At 70.1% G+C, this 19813-nt stretch carries 24 protein-coding genes, 1 tRNA gene and 1 pseudogene; 13 read left to right on the top strand and 13 right to left on the bottom strand.

All coding sequences use genetic code 11. The features are described from left to right. Position 1 precedes the first annotated feature (1 nt). Both BJ998_RS15690 and BJ998_RS15685 read left to right on the top strand, forming a co-directional pair. Positions 2-691, top strand: a complete 690-nt coding sequence (locus tag BJ998_RS15690; RefSeq protein ID WP_184862403.1) for a response regulator transcription factor — start codon at positions 2-4, stop codon at positions 689-691. An 18-nt stretch (positions 692-709) separates the two neighbouring features. Continuing rightward, positions 710-1702, top strand: a complete 993-nt coding sequence (locus BJ998_RS15685) for a sensor histidine kinase (RefSeq protein ID WP_184868682.1) — start codon at positions 710-712, stop codon at positions 1700-1702. A 17-nt stretch (positions 1703-1719) separates the two neighbouring features. On the opposite strand, the gene BJ998_RS15680 is transcribed toward BJ998_RS15685, so the two are convergent. Further along, positions 1720-2781 carry an NAD-dependent epimerase/dehydratase family protein gene (locus BJ998_RS15680; RefSeq protein WP_184862401.1) on the bottom strand — a complete coding sequence of 354 codons (1062 nt, stop codon included), beginning with the start codon at positions 2779-2781 and terminating at the stop codon, positions 1720-1722. A gap of 94 nt (positions 2782-2875) precedes the next feature. On the opposite strand from BJ998_RS15680, the gene BJ998_RS15675 reads away from it, so the two are divergent. Next, the gene (locus BJ998_RS15675) at positions 2876-3373 is read left to right on the top strand and encodes a MogA/MoaB family molybdenum cofactor biosynthesis protein (RefSeq protein WP_184862399.1); all 498 of its coding nucleotides are present in this window, start codon (positions 2876-2878) and stop codon (positions 3371-3373) included. A gap of 208 nt (positions 3374-3581) precedes the next feature. Here the strand turns inward: BJ998_RS15675 and BJ998_RS15670 are convergent, their stop codons facing one another. Continuing rightward, complete coding sequence (locus BJ998_RS15670) at positions 3582-3863, bottom strand: Rv0909 family putative TA system antitoxin (protein ID WP_184862397.1); 282 nt, start codon at positions 3861-3863, stop codon at positions 3582-3584. Positions 3864-3910: 47 nt separating this feature from the next. On the opposite strand from BJ998_RS15670, the gene BJ998_RS15665 reads away from it, so the two are divergent. Next, on the top strand, positions 3911-4090 hold the full coding sequence (locus BJ998_RS15665) for a hypothetical protein (RefSeq protein ID WP_184868681.1): 180 nt from the start codon (positions 3911-3913) through the stop codon (positions 4088-4090). On the opposite strand, the gene mscL is transcribed toward BJ998_RS15665, so the two are convergent. The 4 genes from mscL to BJ998_RS15645 all read right to left on the bottom strand — a co-directional run bounded on the left by mscL (position 4087) and on the right by BJ998_RS15645 (position 6196). Next, positions 4087-4470, bottom strand: coding sequence for a large conductance mechanosensitive channel protein MscL (gene mscL, locus BJ998_RS15660; protein ID WP_184862395.1), 384 nt, complete (start codon positions 4468-4470; stop codon positions 4087-4089). The genes BJ998_RS15665 and mscL overlap by 4 nt on opposite strands. A gap of 25 nt (positions 4471-4495) precedes the next feature. Then, complete coding sequence (locus tag BJ998_RS15655; RefSeq protein WP_246488599.1) at positions 4496-5119, bottom strand: SAF domain-containing protein; 624 nt, start codon at positions 5117-5119, stop codon at positions 4496-4498. An 82-nt stretch (positions 5120-5201) separates the two neighbouring features. Further along, positions 5202-5519: an FmdB family zinc ribbon protein gene (locus BJ998_RS15650; protein WP_184862393.1), complete on the bottom strand. Its 318-nt coding sequence runs from the start codon at positions 5517-5519 to the stop codon at positions 5202-5204. 101 nt (positions 5520-5620) lie between these two features. Beyond that, positions 5621-6196 (bottom strand): 5-formyltetrahydrofolate cyclo-ligase, encoded by a 576-nt coding sequence (locus BJ998_RS15645; RefSeq protein WP_312890130.1) that lies wholly within the window; start codon positions 6194-6196, stop codon positions 5621-5623. 38 nt (positions 6197-6234) lie between these two features. On the opposite strand from BJ998_RS15645, the gene BJ998_RS15640 reads away from it, so the two are divergent. The 6 genes from BJ998_RS15640 (at position 6235) to BJ998_RS47515 (ending at position 10506) form a co-directional block, all read left to right on the top strand. Beyond that, the gene (locus BJ998_RS15640; protein ID WP_184862391.1) at positions 6235-7125 is read left to right on the top strand and encodes a UTP--glucose-1-phosphate uridylyltransferase; all 891 of its coding nucleotides are present in this window, start codon (positions 6235-6237) and stop codon (positions 7123-7125) included. Positions 7126-7135: 10 nt separating this feature from the next. Further along, positions 7136-8359: a molybdotransferase-like divisome protein Glp gene (gene glp, locus BJ998_RS15635; RefSeq protein ID WP_184862389.1), complete on the top strand. Its 1224-nt coding sequence runs from the start codon at positions 7136-7138 to the stop codon at positions 8357-8359. Beyond that, positions 8352-9020: a GNAT family N-acetyltransferase gene (locus tag BJ998_RS15630; RefSeq protein ID WP_184862387.1), complete on the top strand. Its 669-nt coding sequence runs from the start codon at positions 8352-8354 to the stop codon at positions 9018-9020. Before glp ends, BJ998_RS15630 begins: the two co-directional genes overlap by 8 nt. A 145-nt stretch (positions 9021-9165) precedes the next feature. After that, the gene (gene sepX, locus BJ998_RS15625; protein ID WP_184862385.1) at positions 9166-9960 is read left to right on the top strand and encodes a divisome protein SepX/GlpR; all 795 of its coding nucleotides are present in this window, start codon (positions 9166-9168) and stop codon (positions 9958-9960) included. Positions 9961-10036: 76 nt separating this feature from the next. Beyond that, positions 10037-10109: transfer RNA gene (locus BJ998_RS15620), tRNA-Ala, on the top strand. Positions 10110-10359: 250 nt separating this feature from the next. After that, positions 10360-10506 (top strand): hypothetical protein, encoded by a 147-nt coding sequence (locus BJ998_RS47515; RefSeq protein WP_246488598.1) that lies wholly within the window; start codon positions 10360-10362, stop codon positions 10504-10506. A gap of 486 nt (positions 10507-10992) precedes the next feature. Here the strand turns inward: BJ998_RS47515 and BJ998_RS47510 are convergent. After that, positions 10993-11784, bottom strand: a pseudogene (locus tag BJ998_RS47510) (recombinase family protein); the annotation flags it as partial. Between the two features lie 304 nt (positions 11785-12088). Between BJ998_RS47510 and BJ998_RS15610 the strand changes: the two are divergent. After that, positions 12089-13303 carry an IS110 family RNA-guided transposase gene (locus tag BJ998_RS15610; protein ID WP_184862383.1) on the top strand — a complete coding sequence of 405 codons (1215 nt, stop codon included), beginning with the start codon at positions 12089-12091 and terminating at the stop codon, positions 13301-13303. Between the two features lie 489 nt (positions 13304-13792). Here the strand turns inward: BJ998_RS15610 and BJ998_RS49560 are convergent, their stop codons facing one another. Then, positions 13793-14299 (bottom strand): recombinase family protein, encoded by a 507-nt coding sequence (locus BJ998_RS49560; RefSeq protein WP_184862381.1) that lies wholly within the window; start codon positions 14297-14299, stop codon positions 13793-13795. On the opposite strand from BJ998_RS49560, the gene BJ998_RS15600 reads away from it, so the two are divergent. After that, positions 14286-14873, top strand: coding sequence for a hypothetical protein (locus BJ998_RS15600; RefSeq protein WP_184862379.1), 588 nt, complete (start codon positions 14286-14288; stop codon positions 14871-14873). The genes BJ998_RS49560 and BJ998_RS15600 overlap by 14 nt on opposite strands. A gap of 466 nt (positions 14874-15339) precedes the next feature. Continuing rightward, positions 15340-15618, top strand: a complete 279-nt coding sequence (locus tag BJ998_RS15595; RefSeq protein WP_013673388.1) for a helix-turn-helix domain-containing protein — start codon at positions 15340-15342, stop codon at positions 15616-15618. Between the two features lie 29 nt (positions 15619-15647). Here the strand turns inward: BJ998_RS15595 and BJ998_RS15590 are convergent, their stop codons facing one another. Genes BJ998_RS15590 through BJ998_RS15570 form a run of 5 tightly spaced genes read right to left on the bottom strand, consistent with a single transcriptional unit; the run spans position 15648 to position 19680 of the window. Next, the gene (locus BJ998_RS15590) at positions 15648-16436 is read right to left on the bottom strand and encodes a deazapurine DNA modification protein DpdA family protein (protein WP_013673389.1); all 789 of its coding nucleotides are present in this window, start codon (positions 16434-16436) and stop codon (positions 15648-15650) included. Continuing rightward, a complete protein-coding gene (locus BJ998_RS15585) occupies positions 16433-16954 on the bottom strand; it encodes a VUT family protein (protein WP_184862377.1) in 522 nt (173 codons plus the stop codon). Before BJ998_RS15585 ends, BJ998_RS15590 begins: the two co-directional genes overlap by 4 nt. Next, positions 16951-17745, bottom strand: coding sequence for a recombinase family protein (locus tag BJ998_RS15580; protein WP_184862375.1), 795 nt, complete (start codon positions 17743-17745; stop codon positions 16951-16953). Before BJ998_RS15580 ends, BJ998_RS15585 begins: the two co-directional genes overlap by 4 nt. Next, the gene (locus BJ998_RS15575) at positions 17742-18695 is read right to left on the bottom strand and encodes a DNA methyltransferase (protein WP_184862373.1); all 954 of its coding nucleotides are present in this window, start codon (positions 18693-18695) and stop codon (positions 17742-17744) included. The genes BJ998_RS15580 and BJ998_RS15575 overlap by 4 nt, the downstream gene beginning before the upstream one ends. Then, a complete protein-coding gene (locus BJ998_RS15570) occupies positions 18688-19680 on the bottom strand; it encodes a hypothetical protein (protein WP_184862371.1) in 993 nt (330 codons plus the stop codon). The genes BJ998_RS15575 and BJ998_RS15570 overlap by 8 nt, the downstream gene beginning before the upstream one ends. Between the last annotated feature and the right edge of the window lie 133 nt (positions 19681-19813).

Here is a 19813-nt window from a genome sequence, read left to right as displayed (position 1 = left end):
CATGACTGGACGGGTCCTGGTCGTCGACGACGACGAGACGGTGCGCGACGTGGTGCGCCGCTACCTGGAGCGCGACGGACACGAGGTGGTCGTCGCCGGAGACGGAGAGAGCGCTCTCCAACTGGTCGCCAAGCAGCTGCCCGACCTGATCGTGCTGGACCTGATGCTGCCCGGCATCGACGGCCTCGAGGTGTGCCGGCGGCTCCGGCAGCGCCACTCGGTGCCGATCGTCATGCTCACCGCGCTCGGCGAGGAGGAGGACCGCGTCGTCGGGCTCCAGCTCGGCGCGGACGACTACGTCACCAAGCCGTTCAGCCCCCGCGAGCTGGCGCTGCGCGTCGGCTCGGTGCTGCGGCGCGCCAAGGGCGTGCCGTCGGGGCCGTCGATGGGCGTCATCGAGGACGGAGATCTGCGGCTGGACACCGTAGCCCGCAGCGCGACCCTGAACGGCTCCCCGTTGTCGTTGACCACACGGGAGTTCGACCTGCTGGTGTTCTTCATGGTCAACCCCGGCCAGGCGTTCAGCCGACCTCAGCTGCTGGAACGCGTGTGGGGTTGGGACTTCGGCGATCAGTCCACTGTGACCGTCCATGTGCGACGGTTGCGGGAGAAGATCGAGCAGGACCCGGCCAACCCCAAGCGGATCGTCACCGTCTGGGGCGTCGGCTACCGCTTCGACGGGATGAGGTGACCCGTGCTCGTCGAGCTGATGCACATCGCCCCGTACGCGATCGCCTTCACGCTGCCGATCGCTTTGCTGGGCCTGGTGCTGCTCCAGTGGCTCAGAGAGCGCTCTCTGGCCACGTCCATGACCGTGCTGGTGTTGGTGCCGCTGATCGCCACCGCCGTCGGCGTGCTGGGGGTCAGCGGCTTCATGTTCACGCCGATGCTCAACACCACCATGCTCGTCTACCTGTGGGTCGCGCTGGTCACCGTGCCGGCCGCCCTGCTGCTCGGGCGCGGCATCGCCAAGCGGACCGTGTGGGAACGCGAGGCCCGGTCCCGGGAACGCGCCGCCGAGGCGTCCCGGCGCGAACTCGTCGCGTGGATCAGCCACGACTTGCGCACCCCGCTCGCCGGCATCCGGGCCATGGCCGACGCCCTGTCCGACGGCGTCGTCTCCTCACCCGAGGACGTCGCCGGCTACGCCTCGCGCATCAGCACCGAGACGCAGCGCCTGTCCGGCATGGTCGACGACCTGTTCGAGCTCTCCAAGATCACCGCCGGCGCATTGCGGCTCACCATGTCCGCCGTGCCGCTGCGGGACGTGATCAGCGAGGCCGTCGCCGCCGAGGGCCCCGTCGCCGCGCGCAAGGGCGTGCACCTGGAGGCCAACGCCGAGGCGTGGCCCGTCGTGCTCGGCAGCGACCCCGAGCTGGCCCGGGTCATCCGCAACCTGCTCTCCAACGCCATCCGCCACACCCCCGCCGACGGCACCGTCGCCGTCCACGTCGACGCCCAGGACGACCACGCCGTCGTCCGTGTCGACGACGCCTGCGGCGGCATCCCCGACCACGAGCTCGACCGCGTCTTCGACGTCGCCTTTCGCGGCAGCTCCGCCCGCACCCCCTCCGGCGACGGCGGCGCCGGCCTCGGCCTCGCCATCGCCCGTGGCCTCGTCGAGGCCCACCGCGGCCAGATCGCCGCCCAGAACCACGGGCCCGGCTGCCGCTTCGAGGTCAAGCTCCCCATCGCCGTCTGACACCCCAGCGTGGCAAATCAGAGGCGGACGGGGTCTCGCAGCGGGGCTGTGGCGAAGTCGGCTACGCCGGCGGCGAACTCCACCCGCGCCTTGAAGCCGAGCAGCTCAGCCGCCTTCGCCGGATCGGCGACGACGTGCCGCACGTCCGCCGGCCGCGCGCCGCCCACGATCCGCGGGGCGGGACCGTCGCAGGCGGCGGCCAGCTCCGCGGCGAGCTCGCCGACAGTGTGCGGATCGCCGGAACACACGTTGACGGCCTCCAGCACGCCGTCCGGGGCGGGCTGCTCGGTGGCGAGGGCGTTGATCAGCGCCACGTCGGTGACGTGCACGAAGTCCCGCATCTGCCGGCCGTCCTCCAGCACGGTCGGCGCCTGCCCGTTGCGGAGCGCGGACCGGAACAGGGAAGCGACGCCGGCGTACGGGGTGTCGCGCGGCATCCGCGGCCCGTAGACGTTGTGGTAGCGCAGCGCCCACACGCTGCCGCCGGTCTGTCGCGCCCACGCGGCGGCGAGGTGCTCCTGCGCCAGCTTCGTGGCGGCGTAGGTGCTGCGGGGATCGAGCGGCGCGTCCTCGGGCACCTTGCGCCAACCCAGCTCGGCCCCGCAGCACGGACAGCGCGGGTCGTAGCGGCCGGCATCCACATCGGACTGTTGCCGCGGCAGCGGCCGGACGATGCCGTGCTCGGCGCAGAAGTAGCGGCCTTCGCCGTACACGACCATCGACGACGCCAACACCAGCCGCCGCAGGCCCGCGCGGTGCATGGCGGCGAGCAGCACGGCGGTGCCGTAGTCGTTGTGGGCGGCGTACTCCGGGGCGTCCGAGGGATCGACGCCGTGGCCGACGACCGCCGCCTGGTGGCACACCACGTCCACGCCGGTCAGCACGCTGTCCAGCAACTCGCCGTCCCGCACGTCGCCGAGCACGATGTCGTGCCGTTCCGTCCACGGCGGCGGCTGCGCGGTGCCGTGCGCCTTCGGCAGCAGCGCGTCGAGGAGGATCACGTCGTGCCCGCGGTCGGCCAGTTCGTCGGCGACGTGGGAGCCGATGAAACCGGCCCCGCCGGTGATGAGGACTCGCACCGTGCCGACGTTATGGGCAGACCCGCCGCCGTGGTCGTCCGTGACCCGGTACGTCACAGAACCGTCAGATCCACTCGACCGCTAGGTTGGTGCCATGGAACGCAGTGCGCAGCGTCTCGGCCGTGCCCTCGTCGTGATCGTCAACGACGCGGTGGTGCACGGCGAGCACGAGGACACCATCGGGCCGCTGGTGACCGAGCTGTTGGAGGAGGCCGGCTTCATCGTCGACGGCGTCGTCGCGGTGTCCGGCGACGTGGTGGGCATCCGCAACGCGCTCAACACCGCCGTCATCGGCGGCGTCGACCTGGTCGTCACCGTCGGCGGCACCGGTGTGTCGCCGCGCGACCAGACGCCCGACGCCACCCAGGGCGTGCTGGACCGCCCCATCCCGGGCATCGCCGAGGCGCTCCGCTCCTCCGGCCTCGCCGCCGGCGCCGTGGACGCCGGCATCTCCCGCGGCCTGGTCGGCGTCTCCGGCAGCACCCTCGTCGTCAACCTGGCCGGCTCCCGCGGCGCCGTCCGCGACGGCATGGCCACCCTGTCGGCGCTGGTGCCGCACGTCATCGAGCAACTGTCCAGCCTGGACGACTGACCTGTTTCCGGTCGAGGGCCCGCCACCCGGCGGGCCTCCGACCGTATCCATCGACGCCGCCGCGATCGACCCCGCCCGACGGAACATCGGTCCGTGGTCGGTAGTGCCGCGCGGACAATGGCTGATCGCGCTCGGTCGGTACGGGCAGCGCCTTGATCCGTCGAGCGGCCGGTCGGAGCCCGTCACCGCGGGCCCCGACCGCGTCCGCTCACTTCTTGTCGCGGTTGAACAGCTCCTCGACCTTGTCGCCGACGGCGCGCACGCCCTCGCTGAACTTGCCGCCGGTCAGCTCGTCCATCTTGGTCGCGGCGACGTCCGCGCCCTTGTTGATCGCCTCGCTGGCCTGCTCCAGGTAGGGCGCGGCCTTCTCGCGCAGCGGCTCGGCCTTCTCCGCCAGGTCGTTGGCCACCTCGGCGGCCTTGTCCCGCAGCGGAGCGGCCTTGTCGGCCAGGTCGTTGGCCATCTCCTTGGCCTTGTCGAAGAAGCTCACGTGGGGTTCCCCCGTTTCCTGCTCGCTGACAGCCTCTGTTGTCAATGATGGACGATGGTCGGGTGAGCGAGCCACGCGAACAACGCGAACCCACCCGCCGCCTCGACGACGTGTTCGGCGAGGTGCTGCCCGAGACCACCTCCGACGAGCGCGATCCGGAGCGCCGGACGGACAGCCGCGACAGTTGGTACGAGGAGAACCGACCGCCCCACCACGAGGACCGCTAGCGCTGGCCCTGCTGGGCCCGCAGCAGGTCGCGGATCTCGGTGAGCAGCTCGATGTCGGTCGGCGCGGAGGGCTTCTCCTCCTCCTGCTTCTTGAACCGGTTGGTGATGCGCTGCACCGGCACCACGACCAGGAAGTAGACCACTGCGGCGATGATGACGAAGTTGATCACCGCCGTGATAAACAGACCGTAGTCGAAGGTCACGCCGACCACGGTGAACGTGCCGCCGATCTTGCCGCCGGTGATGGCCTTCACCAGCGGGTTGATGAAGGCGTTGCCGAGCGCCGTGACCAGCGCGGTGAAGGCGGTGCCGATGACGACGGCGACGGCCAGGTCGACGATGTTGCCGCGGAACAGGAAGTCCCGGAAACCCTTCAGCATGGCGACTCCTCGGTGGGACGAACGATCAGCGCAGAGTAACGGTGACCGATTGCGCCAATGACGCGGCCGCCACCTTGGCCGCGGCCTGCCGGGGCAGCGCCACGACCACGAGCCGGCCCTTCGCCGACGCACCCTCGCTCGGTCGCACCGCCACCACAACGGCGTCGTTCGCCAGCACCGCCGGATCGCCGACCACGTCCACCCGGCTGCCCGGCCGCAGCAGGTCGGCCACGGCCGCGTCGGTCAGCCGCACCGGCACCGCGACGGCGTCCGGATTGCCCGTGGCCAGCAGCGTGTTCTCCGGGCCGACCAGCCGCACGTCGGTGATCGGCTCGCCGGCTCTCGCCGCCCCGGTCAGCACCCGCCCGACCGCCGTTCCGACGTCGCGCAGCGTCCCCGCCGGCGCACAGGCCGCCGGCAGGTCGCGTATTCGCACGTCGTCACGGGTCAGCGTGGCTCCCGCCGGCACGTCCCGCGCCGCGACCAGCGCGGGGACGGTGTTCTCGCGGCCGTGCAGCATCGTCGCCGCGGCCAGCGCGACGGCGAGCACGGCCAGCAGCGCGGCCGCGGCGCGGCGGAACAGGATGGTGCGCGCCCAGCTGGACGTGGTCAGCAGGCGGCGGAGTCGAGTCGTGCGCTTGGCGCCCATGCGATCCACGCTAGGGGGCCGTGAACAGCAAGAACACCGGTTGTCCACGACCTGTGGACAACCGGTGTTCCCTGTGGACAACTCAGCTGACGGCGGCCTTCGCCGGCGCGGATGAGCTACTCTCCGCCTTCGCCGCGGCCGGCTTCGACTCCGACTTGGTCTCGCTCTTGGTCTCGGACTTCGACTCCGAGCTGCTGGCGGCCGGCGACGACGCGGTGGAGCCGTTGCGGCTGTCGGTGCGGTAGAAGCCGCTGCCCTTGAAGACCACGCCCACGGAGCCGAACAGCTTGCGCAGCTTGCCGCCGCACTCGGGGCACTCGGACAGCGCGCTGTCGCTGAAGGACTGGACCGCGTCGAAGCGGTGTCCACATGCGGTGCACGCGTACTGGTAGGTCGGCACGGGTTCCTCCGCGGGCAGTCAGTTTTGGCACTCGGGAGCGGAGAGTGCCAAGACGATGATGCGCCACGACGGCGTGACCATGCAAACAGCAAGGGGAATCGTCACAGTCGCACAAAACCACCCGATGGGGTGAGTACCGCCGTCATCAGCACGTCATGGGGCTCCGCCGGCAGGCGGTCGACGAACTCCTCCGCGCGGACGACGGCGATGCGCGGGGCGGTCACGCCGACCAGGGACCGGTCGTAATGCCCGGCGCCGCGGCCCAGCCGCACACCCCGACGGTCCACCGCCAGCGCCGGTATCAGCACCGCGTCCGCGTTGGCCACCGCGCCCCGTCCCAACCTCAGCCCCGCCGGCTCGCGGAGGCCGAACGGACCGGGCACGAGACTGTCCGGACCGAAGTAGACGCCCCAGTCCAGCGGCTCCTTGCCGGTGACGATCGGCAGCAGCACCCGCCGGCCGGCCGCACGCAGGGCGTCCAGCAGCGCCAGCGAACCGGGCTCGGTGCCGACCGGCACGTACGCGCACACCGTCGAGGCCGGCCAGCCCACCGCCGGCACCGCCTCGGCAAGCGCTTGCGCCTCCGCCTCCCGAACCTCGCTTGACAACTCGGCCCGGGCCTTGACCAGGCGTTTCCGCCAGGAATCCTTCTCGGGGTCGCGGCCCGTCGGTGTCACGATCCCACCTCGCAGAGTGACGGATAGTCTTTTCGTCCATGAGCTCGCCAAGCGCCTTCCACACGGCCATCGTGCCCGCTGCCGGCCTGGGCACCCGCTTCCTGCCGACGACCAAGGCCGTCCCCAAGGAACTGCTGCCCGTGGTGGACACACCCGGCATCGAGCTGGTGGCTACGGAGGCCGCGCAGGCGGGCGCCACGAAGCTCGTCATCGTCACCTCGCCCGGCAAGGACGCCGTCGCCAACTACTTCCGGCCGCAGCCCGAGCTGGAGGAGACGCTGGAGGCCCGCGGCAAGACCGAGCTGCTGGCCAAGGTGCAGCGCGCCACCAGGCTGCTGTCGGTGGAGACCGCCATCCAGGACAAGCCGCTCGGCCTCGGCCACGCCATCGGCTGCGCCGAGGGCAACCTCGACGGCTCCGACGACGCCGTCGCCGTGCTGCTGCCCGACGACCTCGTGCTGCCCACCGGCGTGCTGACCAAGATGGCCGAGGTGCGGGCCAAGCTGGGCGGCACCGTGCTGTGCGCGTTCGACATCCCGCGCGAGGAGATCTCCGCCTACGGCGTGTTCGACGTCCGCGACACCGGCGACGACGACGTCAAGCAGGTCGTCGGCATGGTGGAGAAGCCCAAGGCCGAGGACGCCCCGTCCACCTTCGCCGCCGCCGGCCGCTACCTGCTCGACCGGGCGATCTTCGACGCGATCAAGCGCATCACCCCCGGCGCGGGCGGCGAGTTGCAGATCACCGACGCCATCGCGATGCTGATCAACGAAGGTCACCCCGTGCACGTCGTGGTCCATCGTGGCGGCCGGCACGACCTGGGAAACCCGGGTGGTTTCCTGCGTGCCGCGGTGGACTTCGCCCTCGACCACCCGGAGTATGGCGCTGACCTGCGCAACTGGCTGGAGGGTCGAATCGGGAAGGCTTGAGCGGACGACGATGAGGTCAGTAGACGAGCAGCTCACCCGGGTACTCGGGGCCGCGGTCCGGCCCTCGCCCGTTCGGGTGGCGATCTCCGAGGCACAGGGCCTGCTGTGTGCCGAGGAGGTCGTGGCCGAACGCGCCCTGCCCGGCTTCGACCAGGCCGCCGTGGACGGCTACGCGGTGCGCAGCGTCGACGTGCAGCCGGCCAACGACAGCCCGGTCGCGCTGCCGGTGGTCGGGGAGATCGCCGCCGGCTCCCGGCAGCCCCGCCGGCTGCAGCCGGGGCAGGCGGTCCGGGTGGCCACCGGGGCGCCGCTGCCGACCCTGGCCGACGCCGTGGTCCCGCTCGGCTACACCGACGGCCACCCGGCCAAGGTGACCGTGAACATGTCGGTGCCGTCGGCGGCGTTCGTCCGGCGCACCGGCGAGGACGTGCAGACCGGCGACGTCGCCGTGCGCAGTGGCACCACCATCGGCTCCGCCCAGGTCGGCCTGCTGGCCGCCGTGGGCCGGGACAAGGTGCTGGTGCACCCCAAGCCGCGGGTGTCGATCATCTGCGTCGGTGACGAGCTGGTCGACATCGACCGCACACCCGGCCCCGGCCAGGTCTACGACGTCAACTCGTACGCGCTGGCCGCCGCCGCCCGGGACGCCGGGGCCGAGGTGTCGCGGGTCGGCATCGTGCCCGGCGACCCGCGGCGGCTGCGCGAGGTCGTGGAGGGCCGGCTGCTGCTGTCCGAGATCGTCGTGATCGCCGGCGGGGTCGGCGGCACCGGCGGCGACGAGGTGCGGACGGCGCTGGCCGACCTCGGTGAGCTGGACACCACCCGGGTCGCCATGCACCCCGGCTCCGCGCAGGGCTTCGGCCGGCTCGGGCCGGACTCCGTGCCGACGTTCCTGCTGCCCAGCAATCCGATGAGCGCGCTGGTGGTGTTCGAGGTGTTCGTCCGGCCGCTCATCCGGACCGCCCTCGGCAAGGCCAACCCGTACCGGCGGATGGTCACCGCTCGGCTGCTGTCGCCGCTGACGTCCACCAAGGGCCGGCGCGGCTTCCTGCGCGGGCAGCTGCTGCGCGACAGCGGCACCGACGACTTCCTGCTGCAACCGCTGGGCACGTCCGGCTCGCACCTGCTGGCGTCGCTCGCGGAGGCCAACTGCCTGGCCGTGGTCGACGAGGACGTCACCGACGTCGGCGTCGGGGAGGAGATCCAGGTGTGCTTCCTCGCCCAGCGTGGGTGAGCCCGTGGAGATCGCCGAGTTCGGCGGCGGTCGGCACCCGGGCTGGCCGGTGCGCCTCGGCCCGCTGACCGTGGCCGCCGGCGTGGTCGAGCTGCGCCCGCCCCGGCTGTTCGACGCCGGCGCCTGGTCCCGTATCCGCATCCGGGAGCGCTCGCACCTGGAGAACTGGGAGCCGACCGCGCCCGGCAGCTGGGAGGAGCGCAACGGCGTGCTGGCCTGGCCCAGCCAGTGGTCGGCGTTGCGCGGCCTGGCCCGGCGCGGGCAGACCCTGCCGTTCATGATCCTGGTCGACGGCGTGCTGGCCGGCCAGGTCACCGTCGGCAATGTGCTGCGGGGATCGCTGCGCTCCGCCTGGGTCGGCTACTGGGTGGACAGCGAGGTCACCGGCGGGGGCGTGGCCACCGCCGCCACCGCGCTCGTCGTCGACCACTGCTTCCGTCACGCGGCACTCCACCGCATCGAGGCCACCGTGCGGCCCGAGAACACCCCCAGCATCCGGGTGCTCACCAAGCTCGGGTTCCGCGAGGAGGGCCTGTTCCGCCGCTATCTGGACGTGGCCGGCGGCTGGCGGGACCACATCTGCTTCGCCCTGACGGCCGAAGAGGTCACCGACGGCCTGGTAGACCGTTTGGTCGCAGCCGGACGCGCCCAGCACGGGTAATCGAGTTCACCCGATAGTGCGCTTTTCGCCACACTTGCGGAACGGTGTATCCCCGGCGCGCCTCGGAGACACGTGTGACTGTTGTGACTAACGTGGCGTCTGCGGTCAGCGCACGCCCATCGAACTGACGGGGGAGGTGACGAACGTGCCCAGCTCATTGATCATCGTCGCCCTGGTCGTGGCATGGCTCGTCGTCCTGGTCCCGATGATCGCGCGCAAGCGCCAGGAGGTGGCCAAGACCTCCGAGTCGGCGATGGCCGCCCGCGTGGTCCACGGCGGTGGTCCCGAGGATGTTGAGGAGGAGTTCGACATGATCGTCGACGAGTCCGATACAGCGATCACGGACGACGACTACCGCGGCGACCGGGACACGTCCCGGCCCTACCGGCCCGGACGCGGCGGGTACGACCCCGAAGCCGCCGCCAGCGCCGCACGGGCCAAGTACGCGTTCCGGCAGCGCATGGTGCTGCTGCTGCTCGTGCTCTCCGTGCTCAGCGCCCTGTTCGCCGGGCTCGTCATGCCCATCGTCTGGTGGGGCCACGGCGGCGTCGACGTCCTGCTCGTCGGCTACCTCGTCTACCTGCGCCGGCAGGTGCGCATCGAAGCCGACGTGCGCGAGCGCCGACAGGCCCGCATCCGCGGCCGCGTCGCCGACGAAGCCGAATTCGTCGAGACCGAGTACGACCAGACCGACTACGAGCAGGCCGACTACACCGAGCCCGCCCCCGTCGTCGAGTCCGTCGAGCCGGTCGCGCCCGAACCCGCCGAACCCGAGCTGTCCGAGTACGAGGACGCGCCCCGCTCCACCCCCGCGCGCGCTCCCTACCGGCCCCAGCCCCTCCGCAACGGCACCACCCTCGTCGACATCGACGACGAAGACCCCGCGTTCGACGACCTCGACCTGCCCCACCGCCGCGGCTACCGACGCGTCGCCGGCTGAACCAGGGGGGTGTGAAAACCACCCCGCCGGCCCTGCTATAGTTCTCCACGTACGGAAGCGACAGCGGAAGTACGACGGGGCTGTAGCACAGTTGGTAGCGCGTCTCGTTCGCATCGAGAAGGTCAGGGGTTCGATTCCCCTCAGCTCCACCTTAGAGGTCTTACTAGAACAAGTGCCTGAATGAAGGCCACGAAGTAGGACCGCGACGCCTGAAGGCGTGCAAGGACCACCCGCATCGCGGGTGGTCCTTTTGCTTGCACCCTCCGCGCCGGTTGCTCCGGCCCGCTGATCTTGGATGGCGTGGAGCTCGCCGAAGGGCTCACGAAGCTCACCGTCTGTGATCTTGTCGTCCTCGATGTAGAGGGCGTGGAAGATCGCCTGGTTGAGTAGGCGTCGCTGTTGGTCGTTGCAGCGTCGGTACAGCTGGTCGGGCTGTTCGAGGAGGGCAAGGCCGGCGTTGACGAGTTGGGCGCTGTCGGTGAGGTCGGCGTTGGCTGTGTCGAGGCGCTCCTCCAGCCGGCGGCGTTCGCGGGCGATGTCGCGTAGCTTCTCCTTGACCTTGGTCCGAGGCAGTGTGCTGTCGGCAGCGAGGTCGATCAAGTTCTCCTCCTTCGTGTCGAGTTCCTTGAGCTGTGCGGTGATCTGCTTGCGCAGCAGCCGTGCGGCCTTTTCCTGCTCGCCGAGCACGGCATCGATCTGGTCGCGCATGTCAGCGATGAACGGCTGGCTGAAGCGAATCGCGGAGTAGTGGCGCTCAACCGCGTCCTCGACGAGCGTGACGTTGACGTGGGGTGCTTGGCACAGCCCCTTCTGCCGGCCGCGGCAGAAGAAGTACAGGTACTCGGCGCCCTTCGAGTTGATGGTGCGTTGGATGATCATCCGCCGCTTGATGCCGTCGCGTTGGCAGCGTCCACAGAAGAGTGATCCCTTGAGGTAGTGGTGGTGGACGCGACGGCGTTCTTGTGCCGTCATGCGAGATTCGAGGATCTCCTGGACGGTGTCGAAGAGGTCCTCGTCGATGAGGGGCTCGTGCCGCCCCTGGATTTCTTCGCCGTCGTACTCGACGTATCCGAGGTAGTAGCGATCGCGCAGCATTTGCGAGATCTTGTTCTCGGAGACCTTCTTGGCGGGGTGTCGCCGGGTGGCCCTGGTGCGTAGGCCGCGGTCGTAGAGCTCGTCAGCCAGCTCTTCTTGCGTGTAGTCGCCGGTGGCGAAGAGCTCGAAACCCAGCTGTACAAAGTGCGCCCGGTCGGGGTCGACGATGATCGTGCGGATCACGCGGCCGTCGGAGTGGTCGATGTGGTTGAGGTAGCCGAGCTTCGCGCGGCCGAGGGTGCCGCCGTTGCGGGCCTTCTGGCCCATCTTGTAGGCGATGTCGGCACCGGACTGGCGGGATTGGTACTCGTTGAACGTGGCCAGGATGCCGTGCATCAGCTGGCCGACCGGGGTGTCGTCGATGGCTTCGGTGGCCGAGACCAGGGTGACGCCGCGCTTGCGCAGGTCTGCCATGACGATCGCGTCGTCGTAGCGGTTCCGCGCCATGCGCGAGAGCTGGTAGATGATGATGACGTCGACGTCGCCCTGGCTGCGGACCCGCGCGAGCATCTGTTGGAATGCTTCGCGTTTGGTCATCTCCGTTCCCGAGCGTCCGGGTTCGACGTACTCGTCGATGACCGTGACGCCCAGTTCGCGCGCCTTGCGAAGGCACGCTTCCCGTTGGGCCGGGATGGAGATGCCTTCCGGGTTGTAGTCGGTTCGGACCTGCCCGGTCGAGGACACGCGCAGGTAGATCACTGCGCGGGTGCCGGGGGCAAGGTCGTCCATCGGTGGCTGGATGGGGATGGTGACGTCCTGCTGCAGTTCATCGATGAGGTCGGCATAAGCGCTGGTCATGACACCTCCATAAGCTTGTCGATGTTCAGAACGGGATGTTCTGAATGCCCAGGACGGTGAGGTGTGGCTGATGATTCCTTGTCGTCGGGTGGCTTCTTGGGAGTGGCCGCCTCGTCGTCCTGGACGCCCTGCCGCTGATTGAGATCTGTGCGCGTGTTCCTTGCGTGTCGCTGTTTATGGAGCTGCTGGCGGGCCGTCCACGGGGTTGAGCTGCGAGAACGGGAGGGCGGACCGCGTGGCGGTGCGCGAGAAGATCTGGGTGGGCGTCGATGTCGGCAAGGCCGGCCACCATGCGTGCGCGGTCGACGACACCGGCAAGGTCGTATTCAGCCAGAAGGTGGTCAACGGCCAGTCCGCGATCGAGGAGCTGATCATGCGCGCCGGCCGTAAGGCTCGCGCGGTGGTCTGGGCGGTGGACATGACCTCGGGCTCTGCCGGGTTGTTGCTGGCGTTGCTGCTCGGGTCGGGTCAGCCGGTGCTGTATGTGCCGGGCCGGTTGGTCAACCGGATGGCAGGGGCGTTCCCCGGCGAGGGCAAGACCGATGCCAAGGACGCGCGCACGATCGCCGAGACCGCGCGCCTGCGTGGTGACCTGGCTCCGGTCACGCACCCGGACGAGCTCGTGGCCGAGCTGCGGATCCTGACCTCGCGGCGAGAGGACCTGATGGGTGACTGGGTGCGCGGGATCAATCGGCTGCGTGAGCTGCTCGCCTCGATTTTCCCTGCCCTGGAACGTGCTTTCGACTACTCCACCCGTTCGGCGCTGGTCTTGCTGACCGGCTGCTGCACCCCTGACGGCATCCGGGACGCGGGACGGGCAGGCTTGACCGAGCACCTGCGTTCCGGCGGCGCCTGGCCGAAGAGCATCCCGTCCATAGTGGACAAAGCCATCGCCGCGGCGGGCGAGCAAACCGTTGCCCTGCCGGGAGAAACCGCCACCGCACCGCTGACCATGAGGCTGGCTCGGCAGCTGCTTGACCTCAACCGCGAGATCAAGGACCTCGACAAGCACATCGCGGGACGCTTCGGCGAGCATCCGCACGCCGGCCCGATCACCAGCGTTGACGGGTTCGGCCCGATTCTGGGCGCACAGCTGCTCGCTGATACCGGTGGCGACTTGCGCGCGGCATTCGGCAACTCGGGCCGCATGGCCGCCTACGCCGGGCTCGCGCCGGTCCCGCACGACTCCGGACGAGTACGGGACAACCTGCACCGGCCCAAGCGCTACCACCGCGGCCTGCGCCGCGTCTTCTACCTGGCAGCCCTGTCCTCGATCAAAGTCCAGGACAGCCCATCCCGGCGCTTCTACCTGCGCAAACGAGACGAAGGCAAGCTTCACACGCAGGCTCTCATCGCTCTGGCACGCCGACTTGTCGACGTCATCTGGGCACTGCTGCGCGACGGCCGAGAATTCCATCGCTCACCACAACTCACGGCCGATGCCGCTTGACACGATCATTGAAACTCCTTCTGGGGGCGGTTTGGACGGAGGACCGGGCAACCGGCGAGTGGGTCCTGGCGGCTGGATCGCGCGCTACCGACGAGCGGCGAAGTAATGACGGGTTGCTGTGTCTCACCGGCTGCGGAACCGCGCGAGGATGCGTCGGAACGGTTGGCACTTCGGCCAGGGCCAGAGTCGAGCGCGTGGGGCGACGTACTCGTCGATGACCGACAAGCCCAGTTCCCTGGCCCTGCGCAGACATGCCTCACGCTGGGCCGTGACGCTGTGCTCGCTCTCGGCCCGGTCGGAGGCCACGCGTCTGTAGATCACGGCTCGGGCGTCGGTCGCGGGGGCATCCGACGGTCGCTGTGTAGGGACAGGACAGCGCTGCTGACCTTCGTTGACCGAGTTGGCGTAGGCGCTGGTCATGACACCTCGTTGTGGGTCGTTCGGATTGGATGGTGTTGTTCGGCGGAGTGGGCCGCGGCGGGATTGCGGCTAGCCCGCGAGCGGCGACTCGTCGCCGGATCGCTGCTCGTGCCGACGACGGTCGCGTCGATCTGCGACTGCCCCGGTCTGCTCGATCTCCGCGACGGCAGTCACCACGCGGACGAGAAAGAGGCCGTGCGCGGTCTCTGTGTCGAGGGCGGGATCAGCGGCCGAGACGACCCGCACGCCTCGGGACGTCAGCTCGCTGAGAACGAAGGCGAGGTGCTGCGTCTTGCGGGACAGGCTGTACAGATGATTGACGACGAGCACGTCGATGTCACCGGATCGGGCCGCTGCCAATATCCGTTGCAGCCCTGGACGTTTCAGCGTGCCGCCTGATGCGTAATCGCTGCCGCGGAGAGCGATGTACCAACCGGGTTGAGACGCGACGTAGGTCTGCAGGTGGTCACTTTCGCGGAGAGTGGGCCACCGCTGGTAGAGACCGACGCGTATCGAGCATCGAGCCCGCGGGTGTGTGTCGCGAGAACTGCGGGGATCGCAAGTGACAGGCGGCATTGTGCTGGACCGTCCTTTCGAGTCGATGGCGTGCGGCTTCGATCTGTTGCGTTCGTTGCGCAAGCGCGAATGCGCGGCGTCATGCCGCGTCGCGGCGGTGGTCGCGGTGGTCGACGCCCGCAGTGCCTGGCTCGGCGGGCAGCGTTTGTTCGCCGGCTTCGGCCTGCACCAAGTCAGCTGCGAGGCTGGCGACCACACGCGCGAGCTTGTGCATGTCGGGTGGATCGCGGCGGACGCCGCGCACCACCACATTGCGCACGGCTCGGCCCGCGCCAACGCGTCGTCGGGGTTGCCTGTTCGGCGCACTGATGGGGCTTTCCTGCTCCTGGTTGGCCGGAGCAGGAACGTCGGCGCAGTTGTCGTTGGGCTGGTCAGGGGTGCGAGGTTGAGCGCACATGAGCGCCCCCTTCGTGCCCATGAAGCCCGCGGTTGGCGGGGGTTCATGGGACTGCTGGTCGGCGACAGGAACCGTCGACACAGCGGGCACTCCCAGCCGCCGACACCTGCGGTCGCCGGTCCGCGCGAGGCGGGTTTCGCGGCGACGCGGGCACGCACCATGACATGCGTTGAATGAGCTGGGACCGCCGAAGCTGTCACGACCAACGGGCCTCTACTCCCCGAGTGCACGTGTGCGGGGCCGGCGCTCGTGGCCGTGCTGGACTCTTGCCGTTCGACAGGACCGTGAGCCTGGCCGAACGGGTACTGGGTCACCTCGTCAGCGCGAGATGAGCGGTCGACGCGAGTCCAGAAGATCTCTACCGGCGCTGGCCGCGGACGGCGGCGCGTCGGCATGGCGATGAACGTGACGTGCGCCGAAGCACCTCCTCTCTCCCGAACCGGGGATAGGTCTGTCATTCAACTAAGGTAGCACCTGAGTAAATCTGGTACAGCCTGAATAGCTCATTCTTTGCCTGTTGATCGTGCGTGGCTACTGAACACGCCGGACGTACGGCGGCCGGCATTCGTCGCCATCGGGGACACTGAGCGTCGGTTGGCGACGGCGCGAAGCGCCTCGGAGCGACGAACACGGGCGGCAGCGGGTGGAGATCGAGTGGCGGCTGCGGAAGGTCATGGCCTCCCGCGACGTCTGGACCGCGACCCAGCTGCGCGAACTCCTCATCCAGCGCGCTGGGTTCGAACTGTCCCTCCAGTCGGTTGACGTGCTGATCAAGAAGCAGCCGATCCAGGTGAAGGTGGCTACCTTGCAGGCGCTGTGCACGACGCTGCGGTGCACGCCCAACGAGTTGTTCGGGATCGACACGCCACGCGATGTCTCGCTCGTCGAACCGGACACCACGGAGTCCCGCGGCGAGCAGTGAGCTCGCGGCGGCGGACGCGGCGACGGCCATCACGCAGCCCTCCTCGATACCTGCGGGGACACGTTGTCCGCGGACAGTCCTGCCGACCCCAGCGTGGTTCGGATCTGCCGATACCAGCTGAGCGCGAAGCGCAGACAGTTCGACTCGGTGCGATGGCTCGGACCGCATCCGGGTACGTATCGACCGCGCATGCTCCAGGACATCGAGTCCGAACTGGAGAGAGCTTCGGCGTACCGGCTAAGGCCGGTGATCTTGATGCCGAAACCGTGCAGGTTCAACTCGCGCGTGGCGAAGGCGCGCATGATGCGCTCGACGTCGGCGCTGCTCTGCCGCCGGCACACCGTGCCGATCCCAACGAGCGGCTCGGCGCCCAGGTCGATCCCGGCCCGCTCGTAGAGGTCGGCGCAGCGTTCGTAGTCCGACAGAGTCCAACCTTGCAGCGTCGGCACCCACGGGAGTTCAGGCGCGAGTTCCCGCAGGCGGACGAGGTTGCGCACGGTCCGCCGTTGATGCTCGCGGACCGTCAAGCCGGTGCGTTTCAGGATGCGCTGTTCGCACATCCAGTCTTGCGGCGCCGCCCAGGCGAGGTTGCCGATCTCGTCGGCGTAGCGCCGGACCGCCCGGACGTAGTCCTTCTCCTCGATCTGCCAACGCCCGTGAAGCTGCAGCTCGGTGAAGCCGCCGGAGTCGAGGGCCCATTCCGTGGTGGCGCGGGGCAGGGTGCGGCGGTGGCCGAGCCGCCGGTGCGACACCAGCAGGGGAATGTCCGGCACGCGGGTCAGCCAGATGGGCTGGTGGACGCCGAGGTAGAACTTCACGCCGGCACCGCCCTCCGGCGAGCGCGGACAACACCAAGCACAGCGACCGCCAAGAGCGTGGTGGCGGTCTTCCCGACGAGTTGGCCGGTGAGGTAGGTCAGCGAGCCGAAGGCCATCGGCAGGAACAGCAGGCTGTCGACGAGCAATCCCACCGCGTTCGACACACCCACGGCGGCAAGGCGACTCCGGTCGCGCAGCGGGGTGTAGACGGCGAGGTCGACCAGTTCCGAGACGGCGAACGCCGCCGCGCTGGCAAGCGCGATGCGCGGCTCGGCGACCAGGCCGGACAACGCCGCGCCGAGGCAGATCGCGAGCAGCGTTGTCCGGGCGCCGACAGCGTCCTGCAGAAGGTCTCGGACGGTGAACGCGAGCCCGGCGAGGAGCGAGCCTGCGGGAACGTGCAGGCCCGCCACCGCCACCGCCGGCCAGAGCGTCGTTGCCCAGTTCGCTCCGGCGATCGTCGCCGCGTACGCGGCGACCAGGATCCCGGCGGCGACGCGCCGCCGGCGGGTGGTCATGCCGCACTCGGCCGGGTATCGGCCGAGTTCTCCGCATCGGGCGGACTGTCGGCGGCGCCGGGCTGGGCGCGGTGGAACGTGCGTTCGTCAACCAGTGGTTCGTGCACCTTCGGCGCCGAGGTGACCCACTGCTCGACCGGTGCCGGGCGGCCGGCAACGGTGCGGGCCCAGACCTGGCGCCCGGTGTACTTGACGTTGGTGACGATCCGCCGGACGGCCTTGGCGGTCCACCGCCCGTTGGGCACCGGAGCCGGGTACTGGCGGGGGTCGTTGTTGAGCTGTGCGGCGATGACGGCGAACGTCAGGCCGTGGTCGGCGCGCCAGATGAAGATCTGCTTGACGACCGCGGCGGTCTGCCAGTCCGGGACGAGGACCGCCCGCAGCTTGCTGTGTCCGCTGGGGTCGGTGACCCGGATGCGCAAGGCACGGTAGCCGTAGGGCGGCGGCCCGATCTGGTAGCCGGCCAGGACGAGTTCGACCATCGCGGCGCGGGCGCGACGAGTGGTCTCGGCGTGGTGCGCCGAGAGCGCAGCCCACTGGATCCGGTTGCCGTGAGCGTCGGCCAGTACGTCGTCACCGGCCTGGTCGACCGCCCCGTCTTCGGTGTCGATGACGGATGCATCCGACCTAGTTGTCCACAGATTTGTCCACAATCGGGACCACCACGGTGGACGGATCTCCGCCACCGGTGTGCCAGTGCACTGATGCCGGGCGGCGGCACGGAGGGCAGCGCGCTTGCGGCGGAACTCGGGGTGCCAGCCGCACTCGCGGCAGTACAGGCGGGTGGTCATGCCGCTCGCCTCCAGCCGGGGTAGGTGACGCCGTTGACGGCGGGCCGGATGACGTCGTCCTCAGTCGGCCACGGGATGCCGGCTGCCGTCGCGGCGGCGAGTTCGGCGTCGTGGGCGAGTTGGAAGACGAGCACCTCGTGGTGCGCCGTCAGCGCGGTCGGCGCACCGGCGGCGCGGGCTCGGGCAGCAGCGCGACGCTCGGCGAGCGAGGCTCGGGTGACCAATCGGCTGCCGCGCAGGCCGGCGGTCAGCGCGATACACCGCTCGACCGGCGCCAACCCGGCCGCGGTGGCGGCGGCGATGAGCCGACTGGTCAGGTCAACCAGCGAGCCGTCCGGGTGCCGGAACGGTCGCGCGATGACGGCGACGTGCCCGCCGGAGCGCAGCAGCGGCTCGCAGTAGAGCAGCGTCGCGGCGAGGTCAGCGAGGGTGGACTCGACCGGGTCGCGGTCCGGACCGCTCGCCTGGTTGTTGGGGTCGGCTGGCGCGGTGCGCAGGGCGGTCAGGACGAGTCCGACTCGGCCGATCAACCCGGCGGCCCGGACGGTCGCGAGGACTTTCGGGCGAGCGTCGAGGACCGAGCCGTCGCGCCAGGCGCCCGCGGTCTTGGCGGCGGTGACGTTGGCGCGAGTGAGCGTCCACCACCGGGTGCGGGCGGTCAGTCCGAGCGCGTGACGGCCGGCGCGCAGCGCCTCCACGAGGGCGGTGCCCGCGCCGCAGTCGGGGTCGAGAACGAGGTCGCCGGGACGGGAGTAGAGGGCGATCGCGTGGGCGGCGACGGCGGGCGGAATCCGCTCGGTGTCGGTCTCGGTGCCGGGCACGCAGCCGGCGTCGCGCAGTTGCGCGAGCGGGTCACGCTGGCCGGTCGGCCAGACCGACAGCGGCGGCATCAGCGGCTCCTCCCCCGGCGGTAGGGGGAGCGGCCAGGGCGACGTGGGACGGTCAGGCATCGGAGGTCTCCTCCCCGTCGGCGGTGTCGGTCAGGGCCGGCTGGCGGGTGAACACCAGGAGGTCGTCATGCACCTGGGTGTGCCGAGCGGGGGTCGCGAGCGGTGGCGTTGGGCCCTGCGGCCGGGGGTGCGGGGCGGGGGTCGCGACCGCGAGCGCGCCGTCGCGGACGGGGACACGCAGCAGTGCGATGCGATCGAGGTAGCGCAGTCCAGTGCGGTGCGCGGCGCGCACTAGCGAGCCGGCGGGGTCGGTGAGTCGATCACGGGAACGGTCACCGTGAGTGATGACGGCGAGGGTGCCGGTCGGGGTGAGCAAGCCTGCCCAGTCGGCGGGGCGGAACCAGTCGAGGGTGCGCCGGTCGGCCGCGGTGATGACGAGGTCGTAGCGGTCCGGACCGACGCCGGTTGCAGTCGGATCGGATCCGGTCCGGCGGCCTGTCGACGGTCCGGCGGGCTGGTCGGTGGTCGGACTGTCGGGGTTCGGTCGGGGTCCGGACTCGGACTCGGCTGCCGCGGCATCGGCGGGTTCGTCGACCGGGTCGGGGTGCGCGACGGCGGTCTGGGTTTGGACGCCGCGGCCGAGTCGGACCACGGTCCAGCTGGCTTCGTGCAGTCCGGCGTACGGGCCGGGCCGGGACTGGCTGCGGCTCCCGGTGGGTGACCACGACGCGGGTGGCGCGAGGTAGGGCGCGGGGTCGAGCAGAAGGACCCGTTGGCCGGGCTGGGTGTAGGTGGTGACGAGCTTGATGACTGCGGTCAGCAGCCAGTTGGCGAGCAGTCCGGTGCCTTCCTGAAGGTCGTCCTGAGCGCACGGCCAGACGGTGCTCGGCCGGACCGGACGCGGATGGCGCAGCGTGAGGCGCAGGGCTCGCAGACGCGGTGTTCGCCGCCTCTGTGGGAGCGGGATCGGGACGGTCGGCGGGTCGGTCGGGCCATGCTCCTGGGAGCCGTCTCCTGGTGAGTCGTTGCCGTGTGTCGGGGTCATCGCGGGTCTCCTCCGGCGAGGGGGTGCTGTGCGTTCTGACGCCCCTTAACTCCGTATTTCGACCCCGTTTTGGACACGCCTCGTCAAATTTCTCTGCATCACGACTGCCCGCGTTGCTCGCACCTCAAAAGGG

This window comes from Kutzneria kofuensis (genome assembly GCF_014203355.1).
Classification (GTDB): domain Bacteria; phylum Actinomycetota; class Actinomycetes; order Mycobacteriales; family Pseudonocardiaceae; genus Kutzneria; species Kutzneria kofuensis.
Note: the sequence above shows the minus strand (reverse complement) of the source record. Positions and strands in the feature narration are given on the sequence as shown.